The organism is Burkholderia sp. 572 (genome assembly GCF_040545135.1).
GTDB classification, from domain to species: domain Bacteria; phylum Pseudomonadota; class Gammaproteobacteria; order Burkholderiales; family Burkholderiaceae; genus Burkholderia; species Burkholderia cepacia.
Genome location: NZ_JBEPLH010000020.1, coordinates 78,398 through 98,840, shown reverse-complemented (window position 1 = coordinate 98,840; position 20,443 = coordinate 78,398). Strand labels below are relative to the sequence as shown.

17 protein-coding genes are annotated in these 20,443 nt (G+C 67.0%); 7 read left to right on the top strand and 10 right to left on the bottom strand.

The window, feature by feature from the left end; genetic code table 11:
• Positions 1 to 30: 30 nt before the first annotated feature.
• From mauD to ABIC51_RS30920, 3 genes are read right to left on the bottom strand one after another with little or no spacing between them, the layout of a single operon-like run.
• Positions 31 to 657: a methylamine dehydrogenase accessory protein MauD gene (gene mauD, locus ABIC51_RS30930; protein WP_021161465.1), complete on the bottom strand. Its 627-nt coding sequence runs from the start codon at positions 655 to 657 to the stop codon at positions 31 to 33.
• Complete coding sequence (locus ABIC51_RS30925; protein WP_119337890.1) at positions 654 to 1,208, bottom strand: MauE/DoxX family redox-associated membrane protein; 555 nt, start codon at positions 1,206 to 1,208, stop codon at positions 654 to 656. Before ABIC51_RS30925 ends, mauD begins: the two co-directional genes overlap by 4 nt.
• Before the next feature lie 7 nt (positions 1,209 to 1,215).
• A complete protein-coding gene (locus tag ABIC51_RS30920) occupies positions 1,216 to 2,373 on the bottom strand; it encodes an amine dehydrogenase large subunit (protein ID WP_175854210.1) in 1,158 nt (385 codons plus the stop codon).
• 244 nt (positions 2,374 to 2,617) lie between these two features.
• Here ABIC51_RS30920 and ABIC51_RS30915 point away from each other — a divergent pair, with 244 nt between their 5' ends.
• The 5 genes from ABIC51_RS30915 to ABIC51_RS30895 all read left to right on the top strand — a co-directional run bounded on the left by ABIC51_RS30915 (position 2,618) and on the right by ABIC51_RS30895 (position 8,694).
• A complete protein-coding gene (locus tag ABIC51_RS30915) occupies positions 2,618 to 3,580 on the top strand; it encodes a helix-turn-helix domain-containing protein (protein WP_175897690.1) in 963 nt (320 codons plus the stop codon).
• An 88-nt stretch (positions 3,581 to 3,668) separates the two neighbouring features.
• The gene (locus tag ABIC51_RS30910) at positions 3,669 to 4,613 is read left to right on the top strand and encodes a GlxA family transcriptional regulator (protein WP_027789712.1); all 945 of its coding nucleotides are present in this window, start codon (positions 3,669 to 3,671) and stop codon (positions 4,611 to 4,613) included.
• Positions 4,614 to 5,110: 497 nt separating this feature from the next.
• On the top strand, positions 5,111 to 6,823 hold the full coding sequence (locus tag ABIC51_RS30905) for a M36 family metallopeptidase (RefSeq protein ID WP_027789713.1): 1,713 nt from the start codon (positions 5,111 to 5,113) through the stop codon (positions 6,821 to 6,823).
• Between the two features lie 79 nt (positions 6,824 to 6,902).
• Positions 6,903 to 8,156, top strand: coding sequence for a M20/M25/M40 family metallo-hydrolase (locus ABIC51_RS30900; protein ID WP_175862634.1), 1,254 nt, complete (start codon positions 6,903 to 6,905; stop codon positions 8,154 to 8,156).
• A 175-nt stretch (positions 8,157 to 8,331) separates the two neighbouring features.
• Positions 8,332 to 8,694, top strand: coding sequence for a YbjQ family protein (locus ABIC51_RS30895; protein ID WP_027789715.1), 363 nt, complete (start codon positions 8,332 to 8,334; stop codon positions 8,692 to 8,694).
• Positions 8,695 to 8,700: 6 nt separating this feature from the next.
• Here the strand turns inward: ABIC51_RS30895 and ABIC51_RS30890 are convergent, their stop codons facing one another.
• From ABIC51_RS30890 to betC, 5 genes are all read right to left on the bottom strand, one after another.
• Positions 8,701 to 9,951: an MFS transporter gene (locus ABIC51_RS30890; protein WP_175862635.1), complete on the bottom strand. Its 1,251-nt coding sequence runs from the start codon at positions 9,949 to 9,951 to the stop codon at positions 8,701 to 8,703.
• A gap of 250 nt (positions 9,952 to 10,201) precedes the next feature.
• A complete protein-coding gene (gene cysS / locus ABIC51_RS30885) occupies positions 10,202 to 11,614 on the bottom strand; it encodes a cysteine--tRNA ligase (RefSeq protein ID WP_060206626.1) in 1,413 nt (470 codons plus the stop codon).
• Between the two features lie 362 nt (positions 11,615 to 11,976).
• Positions 11,977 to 13,116: a porin gene (locus tag ABIC51_RS30880; protein WP_027789718.1), complete on the bottom strand. Its 1,140-nt coding sequence runs from the start codon at positions 13,114 to 13,116 to the stop codon at positions 11,977 to 11,979.
• Between the two features lie 260 nt (positions 13,117 to 13,376).
• A complete protein-coding gene (gene choX, locus ABIC51_RS30875; protein ID WP_060086162.1) occupies positions 13,377 to 14,345 on the bottom strand; it encodes a choline ABC transporter substrate-binding protein in 969 nt (322 codons plus the stop codon).
• 45 nt (positions 14,346 to 14,390) lie between these two features.
• Positions 14,391 to 15,926 carry a choline-sulfatase gene (gene betC, locus ABIC51_RS30870; RefSeq protein ID WP_175897691.1) on the bottom strand — a complete coding sequence of 512 codons (1,536 nt, stop codon included), beginning with the start codon at positions 15,924 to 15,926 and terminating at the stop codon, positions 14,391 to 14,393.
• A 287-nt stretch (positions 15,927 to 16,213) separates the two neighbouring features.
• On the opposite strand from betC, the gene ABIC51_RS30865 reads away from it, so the two are divergent.
• Positions 16,214 to 17,119 (top strand): choline sulfate utilization transcriptional regulator, encoded by a 906-nt coding sequence (locus tag ABIC51_RS30865; RefSeq protein ID WP_175897692.1) that lies wholly within the window; start codon positions 16,214 to 16,216, stop codon positions 17,117 to 17,119.
• Between the two features lie 272 nt (positions 17,120 to 17,391).
• The gene (purU, locus tag ABIC51_RS30860; RefSeq protein WP_027789722.1) at positions 17,392 to 18,276 is read left to right on the top strand and encodes a formyltetrahydrofolate deformylase; all 885 of its coding nucleotides are present in this window, start codon (positions 17,392 to 17,394) and stop codon (positions 18,274 to 18,276) included.
• A 21-nt stretch (positions 18,277 to 18,297) separates the two neighbouring features.
• Here the strand turns inward: purU and ABIC51_RS30855 are convergent, their stop codons facing one another.
• Both ABIC51_RS30855 and ABIC51_RS30850 read right to left on the bottom strand, forming a co-directional pair.
• Positions 18,298 to 18,555, bottom strand: coding sequence for a hypothetical protein (locus ABIC51_RS30855; RefSeq protein WP_354006765.1), 258 nt, complete (start codon positions 18,553 to 18,555; stop codon positions 18,298 to 18,300).
• A 136-nt stretch (positions 18,556 to 18,691) separates the two neighbouring features.
• The gene (locus ABIC51_RS30850) at positions 18,692 to 20,347 is read right to left on the bottom strand and encodes a trimethylamine N-oxide permease (RefSeq protein WP_027789724.1); all 1,656 of its coding nucleotides are present in this window, start codon (positions 20,345 to 20,347) and stop codon (positions 18,692 to 18,694) included.
• Between the last annotated feature and the right edge of the window lie 96 nt (positions 20,348 to 20,443).

Below are 20,443 nucleotides of genomic sequence, written 5' to 3'. Positions count from 1 at the left end.
CTCCCTTGACGTTGAAAGAGGGTCGGCCGGTCATGCGTGCTGCGCGTGCGCGTCGTGGCTGTGATCGCCGTGCACGAACTGCTGCAGCGATGCGACGCCGCGCTCCTTCGCTTCGAACAGGCTCTCGAGATGCTCGCGCGTATTGACGAGGCCCTTCGCACGCACCGTGCCGGTTTCGTCGAGCAGCACCGCATACGGCAGCTTGCCGATCTGGTACGCGAGGCCGAGCTCCTGCGACAGCACGTACGGGAAACGCCCGAGGTCATGCTTGCGCGCGAAGCGCGTGTGTTCGTCGATATCGCCGTCGCTCGCGAGCACGATGTTCACCGGCGTCGATTCGCTCGCCTGCAGCGACGGCAGCAGCGGCAACAGCTTCTTGCAGACGGGGCACGTCGGCGACAGGAAGAACAGCAGCGTCGCCTTGCCCGACGCATCGATGCCGCCGACCTTCACCTGCGAGCCGCGAATGTCGGTCAGTTCGAACGCCGGCGCGATCGCGCCGACCGCCGGCCCCTTGTCGATCATCAATGCACCGGCCGGCATGATGCGTTCGTACAGGATGCCGATCTGGCGCACGAGCGCGAGACAGATCGCGCCGAGCGCGAGGACGGCCACCCACAGCAGGGCGGTGGAAACGGTGAGAGCGGTTTGCATCATGAATTCCTCAGGTGGGAAAGGCGCGGTACGTTGACGAGCAGCACGTCGACGGTGAGCAGCGCGCAGACGATCAGCAGCACGGAGAAGAACAGCGTCAGGTAGTCGAACCACACGACCGCGCGCGCGCCCGGCTCGACGAGCGCGGTCGCGGCCAGCGCGGCGAGCAGCAGCGCGCGACCGACGTGCAGCCAGCCGATGCCGCGCGGCGCATCCGCTCGCGCGGCCGCGAAGCCGGAACAGCCGCAGTCGATGTCGGTGTGGCCGCGCAGGAGATTGATCGCGATCGCCGCCGCGAAGGCGACGAGCAGCGCGATCAGGCCGATCGCGCCGGCCGTGCGCGTATCGGGAAACAGCAGTGCCGCCGCGCCGACGGCTTCTGCGGACGGAATCGCGAACGCGACGGGCGCGGTCAGCGCGTCGGGCAGCAGCCGGTAGCCGGCGAGTGCCTGGCTGAACGCGGCGGGCCGGCGCATCTTCGCGAAGGCGCCGAGCAGCACGACGACGGCAGCGCCGGCCTGCGCGCTGGTGGCAAGTACGGGATCGAGCGTCATCGCGGCCTCACGGGTTGACGAGCAGCGACGACGTATTGCCGATCTGCTTCTCGACGTGCTGCAGCTTGCCCGTGCGCGCATCCATCACGACGAGGTCGGAGGTCGCCGTCAGCCCGTAGAACAGCGGCTTGTCGTCCTCGCTGACCTGGATCGACACGAGAGGATCGATCTTCTGCTGCGCGAGATCCCAGCGCGCGACACGCTGCTTCGACTTCAGGTCGACCACCCACACCTGCGTGCCGGGGTCCTTGTGCGAGCCGTCGGTACCCTTGTGCATCAGCACGTAGTAGCGGTTCTGCTTCGCCTGCACGGCCGTCTGCTGCATGCCGCCCGGGCGCCAGCCTTCGGCGCGCTCGGCGTCCGTCAGCAGCGGCCACGGCTTGCCGAACACGGGCTTGTCGCCGCTGAAATCCGCGCTGCGCACGTTGCCGCCGTAGGTCGTAAACAGGTAGTCGCCCTTGTAGCGCGACGCGTTCACGTACGCCGGATCCTTGTCGACGTCGATGAACGCATCCGACATCGTGCGCTTCGTTTCCTTGCCGTTCGCGTCGAGCGCGACGGTCAGCGCCTTGCCGCTTTCACACAGCGCCGTGAAGCGGTCGTTGCCCGACGGATACGCGAGCACGCAGGCCGCCGTGTCGATCTCCGACAGCACCTTCTTCGAGACCGCGTCGATCACCGTCACCGATGCGGCCGGCGTGATGTTCGCGACGTACAGCCGCTTGCCGTCCGCGCTGAACGCGGTGTTGTACGGCGACGGCACGTGCTGCGCATGCTTCGCCGGAATCACGATCTCGCCCGCATGATCGAGCGTCGTGTTGTCGGTGATCTCGACGACGTCGGTGCGCGTGCCGTGCGAGCCGCGCGAGAAGTACGTCGTCGCGACGAAGCTCGTCTTGCGGTCCGGCGAGATCGCGAGGCCCGGGCCGAAGCCGCCGTCGATCTGGCCGAGCAGTTTCTTCGCATCGGCGTCGTACACGTAGATGCGTCCGTCGGTCATCGACGGCATCGAGATGTCGACGATATAGACCTCGTGCGAATGCCAGGGCGGCATCTTCTGCACGACCAGTTCTTCCGGTTTTTCCGTCGCATTCGCGCCGCCGGCCCATGCCGCCGCGAACGCCAGCGTCGCCGCGAGCACCGCGGTTCGTCGCCTTGTCCTCATGTCGCCTCCAGTTGGGGAATCACGTAACGTGGGGCGACTGTAGTTCGACAATAAATCCGGTCAGCACCCGGACCGGCACCGCGTGCGTGCCGATTCGGGATATTGGAAAACCGCCTGAAAGGCACGCCGGCCGAAGGCTTCCGACCCTCTGGCAGATACGCCCGGAATAGCGCTGCCCCTTATTGCGCCGACCGCGCGGCCGGTTTAATCTTGCGCGGTCCTGATCGACGCACCCGGAGGCGCTGTGTTCGTGTTTCACGAGAGGTTCGACAACGCGGACCGGCATGCCGAGGCGCTGCGCGGCTGGAACCAGCGCTACGACCAGATCGGCTCCGGCGCGTATCGCAGCGCGGTCAAGCATGCGGTGCTGGACAGCGTGCAGCTGTTCCAGGAAGCCGCCAACGTTCGCATCATCCAGCGCGGAAGATTGCCGCACGACCAGACGGTGTTCGGCATGCCGCTCACCGGCTCGGGTGCGTTCGCATTCGGCGGGACGCGCATCGAACGCGGCACGATGGTGCTGGCGCGCGGCGGTACCCCGTTCGAGCTGCACTCGCCCGACGACATGTCGCTGATCGGTGTCGTCGCCAACGGCGAACTGATGCAGCAGATCGAGGATGCGGCCGACGTCCGCCTCGACGAAGCCACGTTGCGGCGCGGCGTCGTCGACATGCCCACCGCGGTGCTGATGCGCGCGAGCGTGCAGATCGCGACGCACCTCGAGCGTGTATTGTCGGCACCCGATACCTTCCGCGACGCACGCGCGCAGCGCGAACTGTGCGGCGCTATCGGCAACGTGCTCGTCGATCTCCTCACGTACCGGATTCCCGAGCCGTCGAACCGTCTCACGCATGCATGCCGCGCCGACATCGTGCGCCGCGTGCACGACTACGTGATCGACCATCCCGAAGCACCGGTCGACGTGCTGAGCCTGTGCACGCAATTGCGCGTGAGCCGGCGCACGATGCAGAACAGTTTCCAGTCGGTCGTGCAGACCAGCCCGTTGCATTACGTGCGATCGCTGCGCCTGTCGCAAGTGAGGCGGATGCTGCTCGACACGCGGCAGGCCGACCTGCCGATCAGCGACGCGGCCGCACGCTGGGGCTTCATCCACCTCGGGCATTTCGCGAACGCCTACAAGGCGCAGTTCGGCGAGTTGCCGTCGACCACCGCGCGCCGTTCCGCGCGCGGCGCAAAAACGCGCTGAGGCCGCGCAAAACCCGCGATAATCTCCGGCTGACCGTTCGCCGCCCCGCGCGACACGCGACGACCACCGGATTCCATTGCCTGCCCCGATGCCCGAGGATTTCCACTTCCTGCTGCTGCCTGGCTTTTCCGCGCTCGGCTTCATGTCCGCGGTCGAACCGCTGCGCGTCGCGAACCGCTTTCGCACGGAGCTCTATCGCTGGCACGTGATCAGCGCCGACGGCGCGCCCGTCGCCGCGAGCAACGGCATTCCGGTCGCCGCCGAAGCCGCGTGCGCGGAGGTCGAAACGGTCGATACGGTGTTCGTCGTCGCCGGCTTCGATCCGCTCGTGTGCTACACGCGCGCGATCGGCGACTGGCTGCGCCGCCAGCACCGTCATGGTGCAACGCTCGGCGGCATCGACACGGGCAGCTTCGTGCTCGCGGAAGCCGGGCTGTTCGACGCATCGCAGACGCTCACGCTGCACTGGGAAGCGCTGGCCGCGTTCCGGGAACGCTACCCCGGCCTGAACGCGACGCAGGAGCTGTTCGAGATCGACGACCGGCGCATCACGTGCGCGGGCGGCACCGCGTCGATCGACATGATGCTCGACCTGATCGGGCGGCGGCACGGTGCCGATCTCGCGGCGGCGATCTCCGAGCAGTTCGTGGTCAGCCGGATCCGGCAGCGCTCGGACAGCCAGCGGCTCGAGATCGCCGCGCGCTACGGCGTGCACAACCGCAAGCTGATCCAGGTGATCGGCACGATGCAGCGGCACATGGAAAACCCGCTCGGCTCCGATGCGCTCGCGCAGGAGGTGTCGATCACGCGGCGCCAGCTCGAACGGCTGTTCAGCGCGACGCTGAACGACACGCCGACGCATTTCTACCTGAACCTGCGACTCGACCGCGCGCGTGAACTGCTGCAGCAGACCGACATGAGCATCACGTCGGTGTGCGTCGCGTGCGGGTTCGAATCGCCGTCGCATTTCTCGCGCACGTATCGCGCGCGATTCGGCCTGAGCCCGCGCAGCGACCGCCGCGCGACGCGCTGATCGTCACAGGTTTCAAGCACAATCCAGCACGGAATTGCGCGTTTCGGCAACGTTTCCCGCCGCTCGCTGAACAATGCCGGCGATTGATCGACGGACTGAAGAGGTCATCGAAAATAAACTGGAATGTCGTTGAAAATATTCTGTAACATACCAAAAAAAGTTAGATAGGCAGCCTAACGACATGCATGCCGCATCTCGGCAGGCTGCCACCGATATCGATTCGATCCGAGGGGTATGACATGACGATGCTCGATTCGCCGTCGCCGCACCTGCCTGCCGTTCGATTCTTCGCTCGCCGCTTCGCGCGCGCCTCCTCCCGCGTTTCACCCGCTACTCCCGCCGGTTTCTTTTCGACCTGACATTTAGGTTTCCTTAGTCAGTCGACGCTCCCAACACCGCTTCGCCGCACCGGCTCCATCGAGCCGGCGCGCGGGCCGTGTCGTGCCTGCGCGCCACGAACGCGCGGGCGTGTCCAACCGTTGAGATGAGGATCACGTATGCAGACATCACGCAAAGCACTGCCGCTCGCCCTGGGTCTCGCGCTCGGTTTCGGCATCGTCGGCGGCACCGCGGCCGATACGAAAGTCTCGAATCCGCAGGCAACGAGCCTGCGCGAAAGCCTGACACGCGGCGTCGCGCCGCCGGCCGCCAGGTCGGATACGGCCGCCGGACAGTTCCGCGCGGACGGCGTCGCCGTCACGCTGTACAACCCCGCCTATCGCGCGAAGAAGGCCGCCGCGACGCCCGCCGCCACCGCGCGCGACTTCGTCGCGTCGCAGGCCGCACAACTCGGGCTCGACGCGACCGCGCTCGCGAGCCTCGTCGTCACGTCGGAGCGCAGCGACGCCGAGTTCACCGTCGTGCGCCTGCAGCAGCAGGCAGCCGGATTGCCCGTGTACGGCAGCGAAATCGCGGTGACGGTCGCGAAGGACGGCCGCATCCTGTACGTCGCGAGCAACACGATCAACGGCGTGGTCGCGAAGTCGGGCAAGGCGCAGGCCGTCGACCAGCAGCAGGCGCTCGACCGCGCACGCGCGTATCTCGGCGTGAGCGGCTTCACGAACCAGGATGCGCAGCTCGTCGCCTTCGTCGACAAGGCCGGCACGCATACCGCGTGGAAAGTGCGCGGCCGCCCGAACGACGGCCCGAAAGGCGACTGGGAACTGCTGATCGACTCGGGCAGCGGCGAAGTGCTGCGCGCCGAGGACAAGGCGTTCTACGCGACCGACGGCACGGGCTTCGTGTTCCGGCCCGACCCGCTGTCGCCGACCAAAAGCAGCTACGGCAGCACGGGCTACAAGGACAGCAACGACGTCGATTCGTCGCAACTCACCGCCGCGCGCGTGCGCGTGACGCTGAAGGATCTCGCGCAGTCGGGTGCGCGTTATTCATTGTCGGGCCCGTATGCGGCATGCGTCGATTTCGACGCGCCGCGCGACAACGCGTGCCCCGTGCAGTCGACCCCCGCATTCGAATTCACGCGCGGCAACCTGTATTTCGAGGCGGTGAACGTGTACTACCACATCGACACGTTCCTGCGTTACGTGAACCAGACGCTCGGCATCAAGGCGCTGCCGTACCAGTACACGGGCGGCGTGCAGTACGACCCGCACGGCGAATCGGGCGACGACAACTCGTCGTATTCGTCGAGCAGCGGCCGGCTGACCTTCGGGCAAGGCGGCGTCGACGACGCGGAGGACGCGGACGTCGTGATCCACGAACTCGGCCACGGCATCCACGACTGGGTGACGAACGGCGGCCTGTCGCAGCAGGAAGGGTTGTCGGAAGGCACCGGCGACTATCTCGCCGCCGCGTACAGCCGCGACTTCAACCAGTGGAGCCCGTCGGATGCGCAGTACCACTGGGTCTACAACTGGGACGGCCACAACGAATTCTGGGGCGGCCGCGTGACCAACTGGAACGTCGGGCGCACCTATGCGCAGGCACGCGGCGCGGAGATCCATACGGCCGGCCAGTACTGGGCCTCGTGCAACCTCGTCGCGCGCGACGCGATCGGTGCGCAGGCGATGGACAAGGCGTTCCTGAAAGGGTTGTCGATGACCAACGGCTCGACCAACCAGAAGGCCGCCGCGCAGGCGGTGCTGACGGCCGCGTCCGCGCTCGGCTACAGCAGCGCGCAGCTGACCGCGATCGGCAATGCGTACAACCAGAGTTGCACGTACGGCGTGACCGTACCGAAGAAGTCGTAATCCCGCAGCAGGCGGGGGCGCATCGCACGACCTGTGACGCGCTCCCTTCATCGACATCGCCATCCTCACGAGATCGAACATGCCTACTCTGAAACTCACCCGCCTGAGCGCCGCGCTGGGCGCCATGCTGCTGACCGCCGCCGCGCACGCGACGCCGGTATGGATCACGCTCGGCGACGCGGCGTTCCGCCAGTTGCAACGCATCGACGCAAGCGCCACCGCGCAATACAGCACGACCCTCGACGCCGGCAAGGCGGCCGACGGCGCGTCGCGCCGCGAGACCGTGCACGTCGTCGAGATCGACGATTCGCGGCTCGGCGAGCTGGCCCACGCCGTCCACCATACGCGCGGCCACGGGCCCGGCTATGTCGTGCACGACTCGTTCGACGACGCGCGCCAGGCACTTCAGCCGTTGCCGACGCCGCTCGCGAAGCAGGCCGCGGCTTCCACGTACAAGGTTTCGAACGCGCCGCAGATCGGCACGTGGATCCAGCAGCTGCAGGCCAGCAACATCGTCGGCACGATCACGTCGCTGTCCGGCTTCACGAACCGCTACTACACGACGTCGCACGGCGTCGCCGCGTCGGACTGGCTCGCGCTGCAGTGGAAGCAGCTGGCCGGCTCGCGCGCCGACATCACCGTCGAGCAGTTCGCGCACACGGGCTTTCCGCAGAAATCCGTGATCCTGACGATCCGCGGCAGCGATCCGGCCGCGGGCACCGTCGTGCTGGGCGGCCACCTCGATTCGACGGTCGGGCGCACGACGGAAAACACGCGCTCGCCCGGCGCGGACGACGATGCGTCGGGCATCGCCAGCCTCACCGAAGCGCTGCGCGTGCTGCTGGCGAACAACTACCGGCCGAAGCGGACGATCAAGTTCGTCGGGTACGCGGCCGAGGAAGCCGGCCTGCTCGGCTCGAAGGCGATCGCGAAGCAGTTTCGTGCGCAAAACGTGAACGTAGTCGGCGTGCTGCAGCTCGACATGACGAACTACAAGGGCGACCCGAAGGACATCTACCTGATCACCGACTACACGAACGCGTCGCAGAACACCTACCTGACGAATCTGGCGAAGACCTACCTGCCGGAACTCGCGATCGGCACGTCGCAGTGCGGGTATGCGTGCTCGGATCATGCGTCGTGGAATGCGCAAGGGTATCCGGCGTCGTTCCCGTTCGAGGCCGATCAGAACGACAGTCCGTATATCCATACCGTGAACGACACGCTGGAGAATTCGGATCGGCAGGCGAACCATGCATTGAAGTTCGGCAAGCTGGCGCTGGCCTACGCGGTCGATCTCGGCGGCAACGGCAGTGCGACCGTGACGCCCTGACGGCGTGCGGCCGGGCTGTTCGTCCGGAAATGACGGAAGCGTGTGCTCGCGGTTTGCACACGCTTCCGTCGCGAAGCGTTCTCCGCAGTCGCGGCGTTGCCCCGTCGTCGAGCCGGGTACGCCGCCCCGTCCGGATAGAATCCCCGTTCGACCACTTCGCTACACGCTTCCCGCCATGACCGATTTCTCCCGCTCCATCGACGATCTGTCGCCCGCCCGTGTCACGACCGCGTTCGACCTGCCCGGCCACACGACCGTTCGCTCGCTCGGCGTCGCCCAGGGCATCGTCGTGCGCTCGCGCTCGATCGTCGGTTCGTTCGGCGCATCGCTGCAGACGATCTTCGGCGGCAACATCACGCTCTACACGTCGCTGTGCGAAAAAGCCCGCCAGCAGGCCTTCGACAAGATGCTCGCCGACGCCCGCAAGCTCGGCGCGAACGCGATCGTCGCGATGCGTTACGACTCGACCGAGATCGGTTCGGGTGTCACGGAAGTCCTCTGCTACGGCACGGCCGTGCGCGTGACGCAGGACGCGTGACGTCCGTCACGCGTCGCGCTCGAGCGACTTCATGGTCGCGAGCTGCGGGAACAGCCGCATCCACGTGAGTGCAACGGCGATCGTCGCCGCGCCGCCGACGACAATCGCGGCCGGCGCGCCCCACCATGCGGCCGTCACACCCGATTCGAATTCGCCGAGTTGATTCGACGTGCCGATGAACAGCGAGTTGACGGCACTGACACGGCCGAGCATGTCGTCGGGCGTGCGCAGCTGCACGAGCGACAGGCGCACGACGACGCTCACCACGTCCGATGCGCCGAGCGCTGCCAGCGCGACGAGCGACAACACGAAATTCCTCGACAGCCCGAACACGATCGTCGCGATGCCGAATGCGATCACGCCGCCGAACATCGCGCGGCCGGGCCGGCCCCTGAGCGGAAAGCGCGTGAGCCACAGCGTGCCCGCGAGCGCGCCGACCGCCGGCGCCGCGCGCAACGCTCCGAGCCCCCATGGCCCGACCTGCAGGATGTCGCGCGCGTAGATCGGCAGCAGCGCGGTCGTGCCGCCGAACAGCACCGCGAACAGGTCGAGCGACAGCGCGCCGAGGATCGCCGGTTCGCGCCGGATGAATGCGATGCCTGAAAACACCGAACGGAGCGTCACCGGTTCGCGCGCGGGCGGCGCGCTGCGCAGCGGAATCGTGCCGCTCAACACCGCCGCGACCGCGAACGCGACGACGCTCGTGCCGAACGCGACGGGCGCGCCGACGCCATACAGCAGCCCGCCGAACGCCGGCCCGAGAATCTGCGCGGCCTGGTTCGCCGAGGTCGACAACGCGGTCGCGCGCGGCAGGTCGCTGCGCGGCACGACGGCCGGCAGCAGCGACGACACCGACGGCGACTCGAACGCGCGGGCCGTGCCGACGATCGCCGCGAGCGCATACACGGCCGGCGCGGCCAGCCACCCTTGCGCGGCACCGAGCAGGAACACGCCGGCGGCCAGCGCCTCGACGGCCTGGCAGATCGTCGCGATGCGCCGGCGGTCATAGCGGTCGGCCACCTGCCCGACGACGAGCGTCAGCGCGAACATCGGCACGAACTGCGCGAGGCCGACGAGGCCGAGTGCGAACGCGCTGTGCGTGAGCGCGTAGACGTACCACCCGATTGCAACCGACAGGATCTGGAAAGCCAGGGAAGACATTACGCGCGTGCCCCAGAAGCGCTGGAACGGTGCGTGACGGAACAGGTTGACGGGCAACGGGGATAAAGGACTGGGATCGGGCACGGAGTCGGTCATCGAGGTCTCGGCGGTCGGCGCGGCAAGCCGGCACCGTTCGGGAAAGCGACTGCGCACGCCGATGCATGCGCGCGACAATGGTACGGACGCGGCGAAATCGCGATGATATGCCAAGCGCGCAAAACGGGCCGGGGACGCGGCCCGCAACATCGCGCGGACTGGGGGAGCGACGCATCCGGCGGCCGCGTCGATCGCGGCCGCCGGATGGCGGCTCGGGCACGGGATCTTCCGATGCAGGCGGCCACGGGCTTCAGCGGGGCGGAACGCCCTCGTCGGTCGCGCCGCCGGCGATGCCGAACAGGCGTTGACCTTCCGGAGTGTCCTCGACTCGCCAACCCTGCGCGCTCAACGCTTCCCGTATCCGGTCGGCCTGCACCCAGTCCTTGTCCGCTCTCGCGCGCTCGCGTTCGGCGAGCAACCCGCGAACGTGTTCCGGAATGTCGGGCGCAACCGGCCGCCATGCGCGCAGACCGAGGCCCAGCACGGCGTCGAAGCTGTCCACGGTCGCTTTCAGCGTCGCGGGTGGCAGGTTGCTCCTGACCAGATCCCAGAGCACCGCGAGCGCCCTGGGCAGATTCAGGTCCTCGTTCACTTCCGCGTCGAATCGCGCGGCGAAATCCGCATCGACGCGCCCTCCGTCCGGCCAGCCGGCATACAGGTGCCGAAGCCGGGTCAGCGCGGTGTGAGCGGCATCGAGCGACGCCCACGTGAAATGCAGCTTGCTCCGGTAATGGGCCGTCAGGCACAGGTAACGGTACGCGAGCGGGTCGATATTCCGGCTCTGCAAGGTCTGCAGACGAACGAAATCGCCGCTCGACTTCGACATCTTCGTATCGGCGTCGAGCGTCAGGAAGTGCCCGTGCATCCAGTAATTCGCGAGGTTCGTGCCGTGGGCCGCCCGCGTCTGCGCGATCTCGTTGCTGTGGTGCACGGCGATGTGATCCTCGCCGCCGCAATGGATATCGAACAACGTCCCGAGATACTTCGCCGACATCGCCGAGCATTCGATATGCCAGCCCGGAAAGCCGCGCCCCCACGGGCTGTCCCATTCCATCTGCCGCTTGACGCCGGCCGGGCTGAACTTCCACAGCGCAAAATCCGTGATGCTCCGCTTGTCGCCCAGCGCGACCCGCTTGCCCGCCTGCAACCCCGCGCGGTCTAGCCGCGCGAGATAACCGTAGTCATCCTGCCGACTGGTGTCGAAGTAGAGGCCGTCGTCCGTGCGATAGACGTAGCCGCCCCGGTCGAGCGTATCGATGAACGCGATCTGTTCGGCGATGTGATCCGTGGCGCGGCACCAGACCGTCGGCTCGAGCAGGTGGAGCGCGCGCCAGTCCCGCACGAAAGCGTCGGTGTAGCGCCGGGCGATGGCCCACGCCGATTCGCCGGTCCGGCGGCTGCCCTTTTCCATCTTGTCTTCGCCTTCGTCCGCATCCGAAGTCAGGTGGCCGACGTCGGTGATGTTGACGACGTGCCGCACCTCGTATCCGTTGCGCACCAGTACGCGGCGCAGCAGATCCTCGAACACGTAGGTTCTCAGGTTGCCGATGTGGGCGTCGTCGTAGACCGTGGGGCCGCAGCAGTACATGCCGACCTGCCCGGCCCGGATTGGCGTGAACGGGCGTACGGTACGCGACCAGGTGTCATACAGCGCAAGCGGCATCGAGTTTCTCCGTCCGAAGGTGTCGGCTCAAAAAACAAAAAGGCCGCCTGTCTTGCATCACAGGCGGCCGGAAGGCGATTGCTTGAATGTTCAGCGAGTTCGCTGGACGCAACTTCCCCCTGGCATGTTCTGACAACATGCGCGGAGCAGCGAAGAGAGGAAATGGGCGCGATCAAGCATGGGGACGATGCTAGCGTCTATAGACGGCACCGGTCAATACCGTCGGGCAGTCGCCCGGCAGCGGGCCGTGACCGGACGGCTCTCGTGCCCGCTCACCCCAGTCGGGCAAAAAAAAAGCGCGAACCTCGGTTCGCGCCAAAGAGAGACCTCGCTGAAGACGTCACAACCTCACACCACCCCGCTCAGAACGAATGGCGCATCCCGATCCGCACGTCGGCCTGCGTCTGCGTCGTCGACGGCGTGAAGCTGTAGCCGACCACCGCATCGACGCCTTGCGACGCGCGCAGGTAATCGCCGGAGATATACACGTCGGTACGCTTCGACAGCAGGTAATGCAGGCCCGCCGTGCCCTGGTTCCAGTGATGGCCTTCGAAGCGCGTGTGCTGGTAGCCCGCGATCAGGCTCAGCGCCGGCGTGAACTGGTACAGGCCGCCGCCTTCATACACCTGCATGTGCGACGACTGGCCGAAACCCTTGATCGTCGTGTACGAGAAGTTGGCGTCGAGCGTCAGCTTGCCGATCGTGTAGCTCGAGCCGATGCCGAACGTGCCCTGGCTGTCGACGTTCATCGGCGTGTTCGCGAACAGGTCGGTGCGTGCGCCGGTCGCCGGATCGACGGTGACGGTCTGCTGGCCGAGGAACGTGTGCGTGCCGATCATCGCGTACGGGTCGAACGCATAGATGCCGTTCGGGTTGTTCAGGCGCGTGTACGCGGCGCCGATCGAGAAGTCGCCCTTCGTGAAGCTCGCACCCGCGCTCCATGCGCTGTTGCGGTGGAAGTTGCCGGCGACGTTGCCGAACGAGTACATCGCGCCGAACTTGAAGCCGCTGAGGTCGTTCGACAGGAACTTCACCGAATTCGGCAGGCGATCGCCGTTGAAGCGGTCGAAGTCGCCCTGGTGGATCGCATAACCGCTGCCCCACGCGGAGATGTTGTAGATCGACACGAGTTCGTTCGTGATGTCGAGCTGGTTGCCGAACGACAGCGTGCCCCAGTCGTTCTGCAGGCCGACATACGCCTGCCGGCCGAATTCGGCGCCGCCGAAGCCGAGCTGCCCGGTGCCGAGGCGGAAGCCGCTCTCGAGGGTGAACACGGCCTTCAGGCCGCCGCCGAGGTCTTCCGTGCCCTTCAGGCCGAAACGGTTTCCGTACGCGACGCCGTCGTCGAACTTGACCACGTGCGAGCCGCCCGTGTTGTTCACGTACGTGATGCCCGCGTCGAGAATCCCGTACAGCGTCACACTGCTCTGCGCATGCCCGATGGCAGGCACGCAGGCCGCGCATGCAAGCGCGGCGGCTACGGCAACTTTGGTGTGCTTCATTGTCGACCACCCTCCCTGAACCGTTCGATGGAAAGAATCTCGTCCCGGCGCGTACCGCGATGCGCCGGTGGATTCGAATTCGGTACGCCCGCTGGCTTCGGCATTTCGTTTTCCGCAATAACGCAGCCATTGGCGAAAAATACAAACCCATATTTCGCGTCACCCGTCTGAAGGCGACACCAAATGGTCACGATGCGACCCGCTCGGGAAAACACGTAGACGGGCGGCGCGGTCGAAACCGGCCGCCCGGAAGGAGGGAATCAGTGCCCGTCGAGGGCCGCGCGCACCGCCGGCAGGCCCGGAGCGCCGGCCGCCGTCGTCACGCCGTCCAGCCAGCCGGCAACCAGCGCCGGGTCGGATTTCAGCGCACGCTGCGCCGCGAGCGCGGGCGACGTCTTGTGGTCGAGCATGTCGGCGATCATCCGGTTCTCGACGTCGACGGAGAACGTCATCTGCCGGAACAGCCGCGCCAGGTTCGCGCACTGGCCGGCGAACCCGGCGCGCGTGACCGTATTGACCGTCGCGCCGCCGTAGTTCGGGCCGAAATACGCATCGCCGCCCGACAGGTAGGTCAGGTGGAACTTCGTGTTCATCAGATGCGGCTCCCAGGCCAGGAACACGATCCACCGCTTGTCGCGCACCGCGCGCTCGACCTGCGTGAGCATGCCCGTCTCGCTCGATTCGACGAGCGACCAGTTCGCGGACCCTAGCGCGTGGTCGGACAGCAGCCGCTTGATGTTCTGGTTCGCGGGCGCGCCGGGCTCGATCCCGTAGATCTTGCCGCCGAAGCGGTCCGCATGGCGCGCGAGATCGGCGAACGTATGCACGCCGGCGGCGGCCACGTAGTCGGGCACCGCGAGCGTGAACTTCGCGCCGCTCAGGTTCGCGTGCAGCACGTCGATCGACTTCTCGTCGACGAACGGCTTCACGAGCGGCGCCTGCGCGGGCATCCAGTTGCCGAGGAACACGTCGACCTGCCCTTTCTTGAGCCCCTGGTACGTGATCGGCACCGACAGGTTCGCCACGTCCTGCCGATAGCCGAGCGCCTTCAGCACGACGCCCGCCATCGCGTTCGTCGCATCGATGTCGGTCCAGCCGGGCGCCGCCATCTTCACGTCGCCGCACGTCTGCGGGTCGGCCGCGTGCGCAGGCTGCGTCGCCGCCACGCACGCGGCGGCGGCGAGCGCCGCGCCGATCCTTCGGATTGCTGCATTGCGTTGCCGTTTCATGGTTCGCTTCCTCCGTCGTTCTTCAATGATCGCGATGTGGTCCGTTCAACGCCCGATGCGCGGAAAGCGCGCCATCGCCTCGAGCGTGTCGAGTTCGATGTGATTGCGCATGTAGCGCTGGCTCGCGTCGGTGAACGGCTGCCAGTCCCACGCATGGATGCGGCCCTGCGTCGTCGCCGCGTAATGGAAGCGCCGGCGCCGCTGGCTCGCGCGCACCTGCCGGTCCAGTTCGGGCAGGTTCCAGCGCCGCGCGGCTTGCGCACGGAACGCGGCCAGCACGTCCGCGGCTTCCGGCGCGCCGGCGAGGTTCGTCAGCTCGCGCGGGTCGTCGCCAAGGTGATAGAGCTGGTCGGGATCGGCCGGGCAATGCACGTACTTCCAGTCGCCGCTGCGGATCATCACGACCGGCGCGACCGCACCTTCCGCAAGGTATTCGCCGAGCGCAACTTCGTGCGCCGGCGTGCCGTTCAGGTGCGGCACGAGGCTTGCACCGTCGACGGGGTCCGGCCAGCCGCCGGCGGGGGCGGCGCCGGCCAGGTCGACGAGCGTCGGCAGCAGGTCGACGTGCGACACCGGCCCGCGCACGCGCGCGGCGCCGAAGCGGCCCGGCGCATGCACGATCAGCGGCACGCGGCAGCCGCCCTCGAAGAACGTCATCTTGTACCAGAGCCCGCGTTCGCCGAGCATGTCGCCGTGGTCGGACGTGACGATCACGATCGTGTCGTCGGCGAATCCGCACTGTTCGAGCGCGGCCAGCACGCTGCCGAACTGCGTGTCGACGTACGAGGTTGCGCCGTAGTACGCGCGACGTGCGGCGCGGATCTGCTCGTCGGTGGGCGGCGTGCGGTCGTTCTCGCAGACGAAGCGCAGCCGCTGCGAATGCGGGTCGCTTTCCGCCGCGTCGAGGCGCACGGCGGGCAGGTCGATCTCGTCGTCGCGATAGAGATCCCAGTATTCGCGCGTGATCGCATACGGGTCGTGCGGATGGGTCAGCGACACGACCATGCAGAACGGCCGCGCATCGTGCCCGGCCGCCCGCTCGCGCGCGACGTCGTACAGCTTCTGCTTCGCGGCAAACGTGACCTCGTCGTCGAAATCGAGCTGGTTGGTACGCACGCACGGGCCCGCGTCGAGTACCGAACTCATGTTGTGATACCAGCTCGGCCGCTCCGCCGGGCTGTCCCAGTCGGGCACCCAGCCGAAATCGGCCGGATAGATGTCGGTCGTGAGCCGCTCCTCGAAGCCGTGCAACTGGTCGGGCCCGCAGAAATGCATCTTGCCGGACAGCATCGTCCGGTAGCCGCCCGCGCGCAGATAGTGCGCGAACGTCAGCGTTTGCGCCGGCAATTCGGCGGCGTTATCGTAGGCGCCGATCCCCGACGGCAGCTTGCCGGTCAGCAGCGAAAAACGCGACGGCGCGCACAGCGGGCTCGCGCAATAGGCGGCGTCGAACACCACGCCTTGCGCGGCGAGACGGTCCAGCGTCGGCGTGCGCGCGACGCGATTGCCGTAGGCCGGCAGCGCGAACGGCGTGAGCTGGTCGGCCATCAGGATCAGGATGTTGGGTGTCGGGTTCGTCATCGGCAGTCGTGGGGAAAACGGTGTTCGAATGGAACGGCGCGCCGCTCGCGCAGCGAGACGTCCGGCATGACGGAAGCGGCCCGACGAAAGTGCCGCGCGGGCACGCCGCGCTGGCTAGAATCGCGGAATGTGTTGCGTGCCACCCGTGGAGTGGAATGTGAAGCGGGCCGTGAAGCAGCCTTTGAAGCAGCCCGTGAAGCACGTGTGCCGCACCGTCCGATGCACTATCGCCCGCCCGAATTCGCGCGGGAAGGCGTCCGGCCCTTATGGGGCCATTAGAGGGACTTATGTCGAAATCCGAACCGTTACCGTCGATGCAGGCGCTGCGCGCGTTCGAATCGGCGGCCCGGCTCGCGAGCTTCACGGCCGCCGCGCGCGAGCTCGGCTCCACCCAGCCGGCCGTGAGCCAGCAGGTGTTCCAGCTCGAGGCCGAACTGGGCGCGCCGCTGTTCGAGCGCAGCCCGCGCGGCGTCACGCTGACGGCCGACGGCGAGTGCCTGTACGAAGCGGTGCGGCTGAGCCTCGACACGCTGCGCGGCGCCACCGCGACACTGCGGGCGCGCCGCGAGCACGGCGCGCTCACGATCGTCACCGACTTCGGCTTCGCCACCTACTGGTTGATGCCGCGCCTGGCCGGGCTGAAGTGCGTGATGCCGGATGTCGACGTGCGGGTCGTCACGTCGCAGGATTACGACGCGCAGCGCGACCACGGCGACATCGCGATCCTGTTCGGCGACGGCCACTGGCCGTCGTGCACGGCCGCGCGGCTCTTTCCGGAATCGGTCACGCCCGTGTGCTCGCCCGCGTTCCGCGACGCGCACCCGCACGTCGCCCGGGCCGATCACCTGCTCGCGTTGCCGCTGCTGCACGTGCAGCCGACGCGCCCCGAGCGCTGGCTGTCGTGGTCCGGCTGGTTCGACGCGCACGGCCTCGACACGGCAGCCGCCGCGCGCGGCGTGACCTTCAACAGCTATGCGCTCGTGATCCATGCGGCGCTGCTCGGCGAAGGCGTTGCGCTCGGCTGGGCGCCGCTCGTCGACGAACTCGTCGCGTCCGGGCAGCTCGTGAAGCTCCTCGACGCGCCGGTCGTCACGTCGCGCGGCTACTTCCTCGTACGGCCGCCGCAGCGGCCCGAGCCGGACGCGACCCACGTGTTCCGGCGCTGGCTGCTCGACGCGTGCGCGCCGGCCTGAACGGCCTTCCGGCCGGCCTCCGGCTACGGGCCTGACGCGCGCCCGACGCCCGCTGGACCGGCCGCGCCCGCCCCGCCCGACGCCTCCCCCGGCGCCTGCCTGAAGCCCAGCCGCCGCCCGGCCGCGCTGGCGTGCCGATACCAGCCACACGGCGGGTTGGTTCTATCCGCGCCCGAATCGTCCTGATTTACTTGAGCCTCCCGCTACCCGCGTAGCGTGGCGCCCCGTCGCGCCGCCGCGCGGGTTGCGTTCCATGACATCCGAGGAATCTCATGACCGCCGACTCACGCCCCGATCAATTCGTCCTGACGCTGTCGTGCCCGAGCGCGGCCGGCCAGGTCGCCGCCGTCGTCGGCTTTCTCGAGCGCCATCGCTGCTACGTCGATGCGCTGAACGTGTTCGACGACGATCTCAGCAATCACTTCTTCGTGCGCTGCGTGTTTCATCCGACCGATGAAACGCTGCAGATCGACGCGCTGCGCCAGGAATTCGGGCCGATCGCGACCGCGCTCGGCGGCGGCGAAGGCGACACGCAATGGGCGATTCACGACGTGAATGCGCGGCCGAAGGTGCTGATCATGGTGTCGAAGCTCGAGCACTGCCTCGCGGACCTGCTGTTCCGCTGGCGGATGGGCGAGCTGAAGATGGATATCGTCGGCATCGTGTCGAACCATCCCGACTTCGAGCCGCTCGCCGCGCAACACGGCCTGCCGTTCCGCCATTTCCGGATCACCGCCGATACGAAGGCGCAGCAGGAAGCGCAATGGCTCGACTTCTTCGAGTCGAGCGGCGCCGAACTCGTGATCCTCGCGCGCTACATGCAGGTGCTGTCGCAGGAAACGAGCGCGAAGCTCGCGAACCGCGCGATCAACATCCATCATTCGTTCCTGCCCGGTTTCAAGGGCGCGAAGCCGTATCACCAGGCGCATGCGCGCGGCGTGAAGCTGATCGGCGCGACCGCGCACTTCGTCACCGACGATCTCGACGAAGGCCCGATCATCGAGCAGGTCGTCGAGCGCGTCGATCATGCGCTGCGTCCGGAGCAGTTGCTCGCAGTGGGGCGCGACGTCGAATGCATCACGCTCGCGCGTGCGGTAAAGGCGTTCATCGAGCGCAGGGTGTTCCTGAACGGCGACCGGACGGTGGTGTTTTCGTAAGCGGGCGGGCTTCGCCGCCCGTCATGCGGAAGCCGAAGGCACGCGCGCACGCGTCGTGCCGATTCGTCGCGCCCGGTGTCGCAGATAGAGGTTGTTGAGGATCAGCGTCACACCCGTCAACGCGGCGCCCAGAATCTGCGCGCGGTTGGGCACGATGCCCGTGACCGCGGATACGATGAATGCCGTGAGGGGCACGATGTCCATGAACAGCACGCCGTTCATCGGCCCCAGGTTCCGGTTGCCCGTCATCCACTGCAGGATCGCGCCGAAGCCGGCCACCGGCAATGGTGCCGGCCCTGAACGACAAAAGCCCGACCGGTTGCAAGCCGGTCGGGCTTCGTTGCATGCCGCAAGCTCGATCGCGCCACCCGTGTGCGGTTTCCGGGCGGCGCGCACTGTTACACGGCCTGACGCGTCACTTCACCCACGCAAAGTAATACGACAACCAGATCGTCAATCCTGCCCCGACCAGCGCCGCATACGGCATCAGGTTCAGCCACATCGCGCGCTTCGGCACTTCGAGTTCCATGTCGCGCTGCATCTGCGTGGGGAACCGGCCGCGATCCTGCCAGTAATGGCGGAACAGGAATACCGGCACGATCAGCAGCATCGCGATCAGCCCGTTGCGCAGCGTGCCTTCGCCCTGCAGGTTCGCGCCCGCGCCGACATAGACGAGGTTCGCGTAGCCGCAGATCGAGCCGGCGACGAGCAGCCACGTCGGGCAGCGGAACGGTCGATCCCAGTTGCCGCGATCCATCCGGTGGATCCAGCCCGACTGAAGATTCAGGAATACGAACAGCATGTAGCAGACATTCGAGATCGACAGCACCGTCATGTAGTCCGACATCATCAGCAACACGAGGTTGAAGCCGAGATCGGTCCACATCGCGCGCGTGGGCGAGCCGTGCTCGTTCACGTGCGACAGGTACTTCGGCAGCCAGCCGTCGACCGATGCCTGGTACAGCGTGCGCGACGAGCCCATCATCGATGTCATCACGATCAGCAGGATCGACAGCATCAGCATCACGACGACCGCATTCGCGACCCACGCGCCGCCGCCGACGATCTTCGCCATCGCGGCCGCGACGCCGGTGCCGTCGCCGATCGACGGATCGAGCATCGCCTGCGTGCCGAGCGCCCCCTGGAACGCCATCGGCACGAGCGTCATCACGACGAGGCACAGCGCGCCCGACCAGAAGATCGCCTTGGCGGTATCGCGGCGCGGGTCGCGGAATTCGCGCGTGTAGCAGACGGCCGTCTCGAAGCCGTACGATGCCCAGCCGGCCATGAACATCGCGCCGAGCGCCATCGTGACGCCCTGCCCGTTCCACGAGCCGAACGTCGCGGTCGTGAGATTGCCGTGTGCGTCGTGACCGAGCGGCAGCAGCGGGAGCAGGTTCGACATCGGCACGTCGCCCGTGACGAACGGCACGATGCCGACGATCAACAGCGGCGTGAGCGACGCGATGCCGAGAATGCGCTGCGTGCGCGCCGCCTTCGATGCACCGCTGTGTTGAAGCTTGAACGTGATGAGAAGCAGGATCGTCGCGATGATGAACGTCGCATTGATCCGCAGGGACAGACCCGGCTTGATGAACCCGAGATCCGCAACCTTGAGCTGCCAGTGCAGCACCGCCGCGTTGGCGGGAAAGAGACTCGTGAGCGCATAGCTCGCCGCGAGGCCGCAGCCGAGCGCGAGCATCGGCGACCATGCGAGCCAGTTGCACCACACGGAAACCGGGGCAATCAGCTTGCTGTAACGGACCCAGCCGATCGCGCCATATACGGACGCGCCGCCCGATTTATGGGGAAATAGCCCCGATATTTCCGCATAAGTCGCGCTCTGAATCAGCCCCATCGTGATCGCGGCGATCCAGATCGCCCACGCGGGCTGGCCGATCGTCGCGCATACGCCGCCGATCGTGAACAGCACGCCTGCCGGCACGCCGCTCGTTACCCAAAAAGCGTCTTTCCAAGTCAGGCCACGATGCAGCGTGTGGCCCGTCGAATCATGTGAGATGGTTGCCTCAACATCACTGGTGCTGTTCGCACGCAGTCCTGCCTGACTCATCCAATTCCTCCTGTGATGACTCCGCACAAGGGCCGTAGTGTAACAACTTACCGGCTTTTTTGCAGAACCAAAAAAATAATTCCGGGATATGATCGC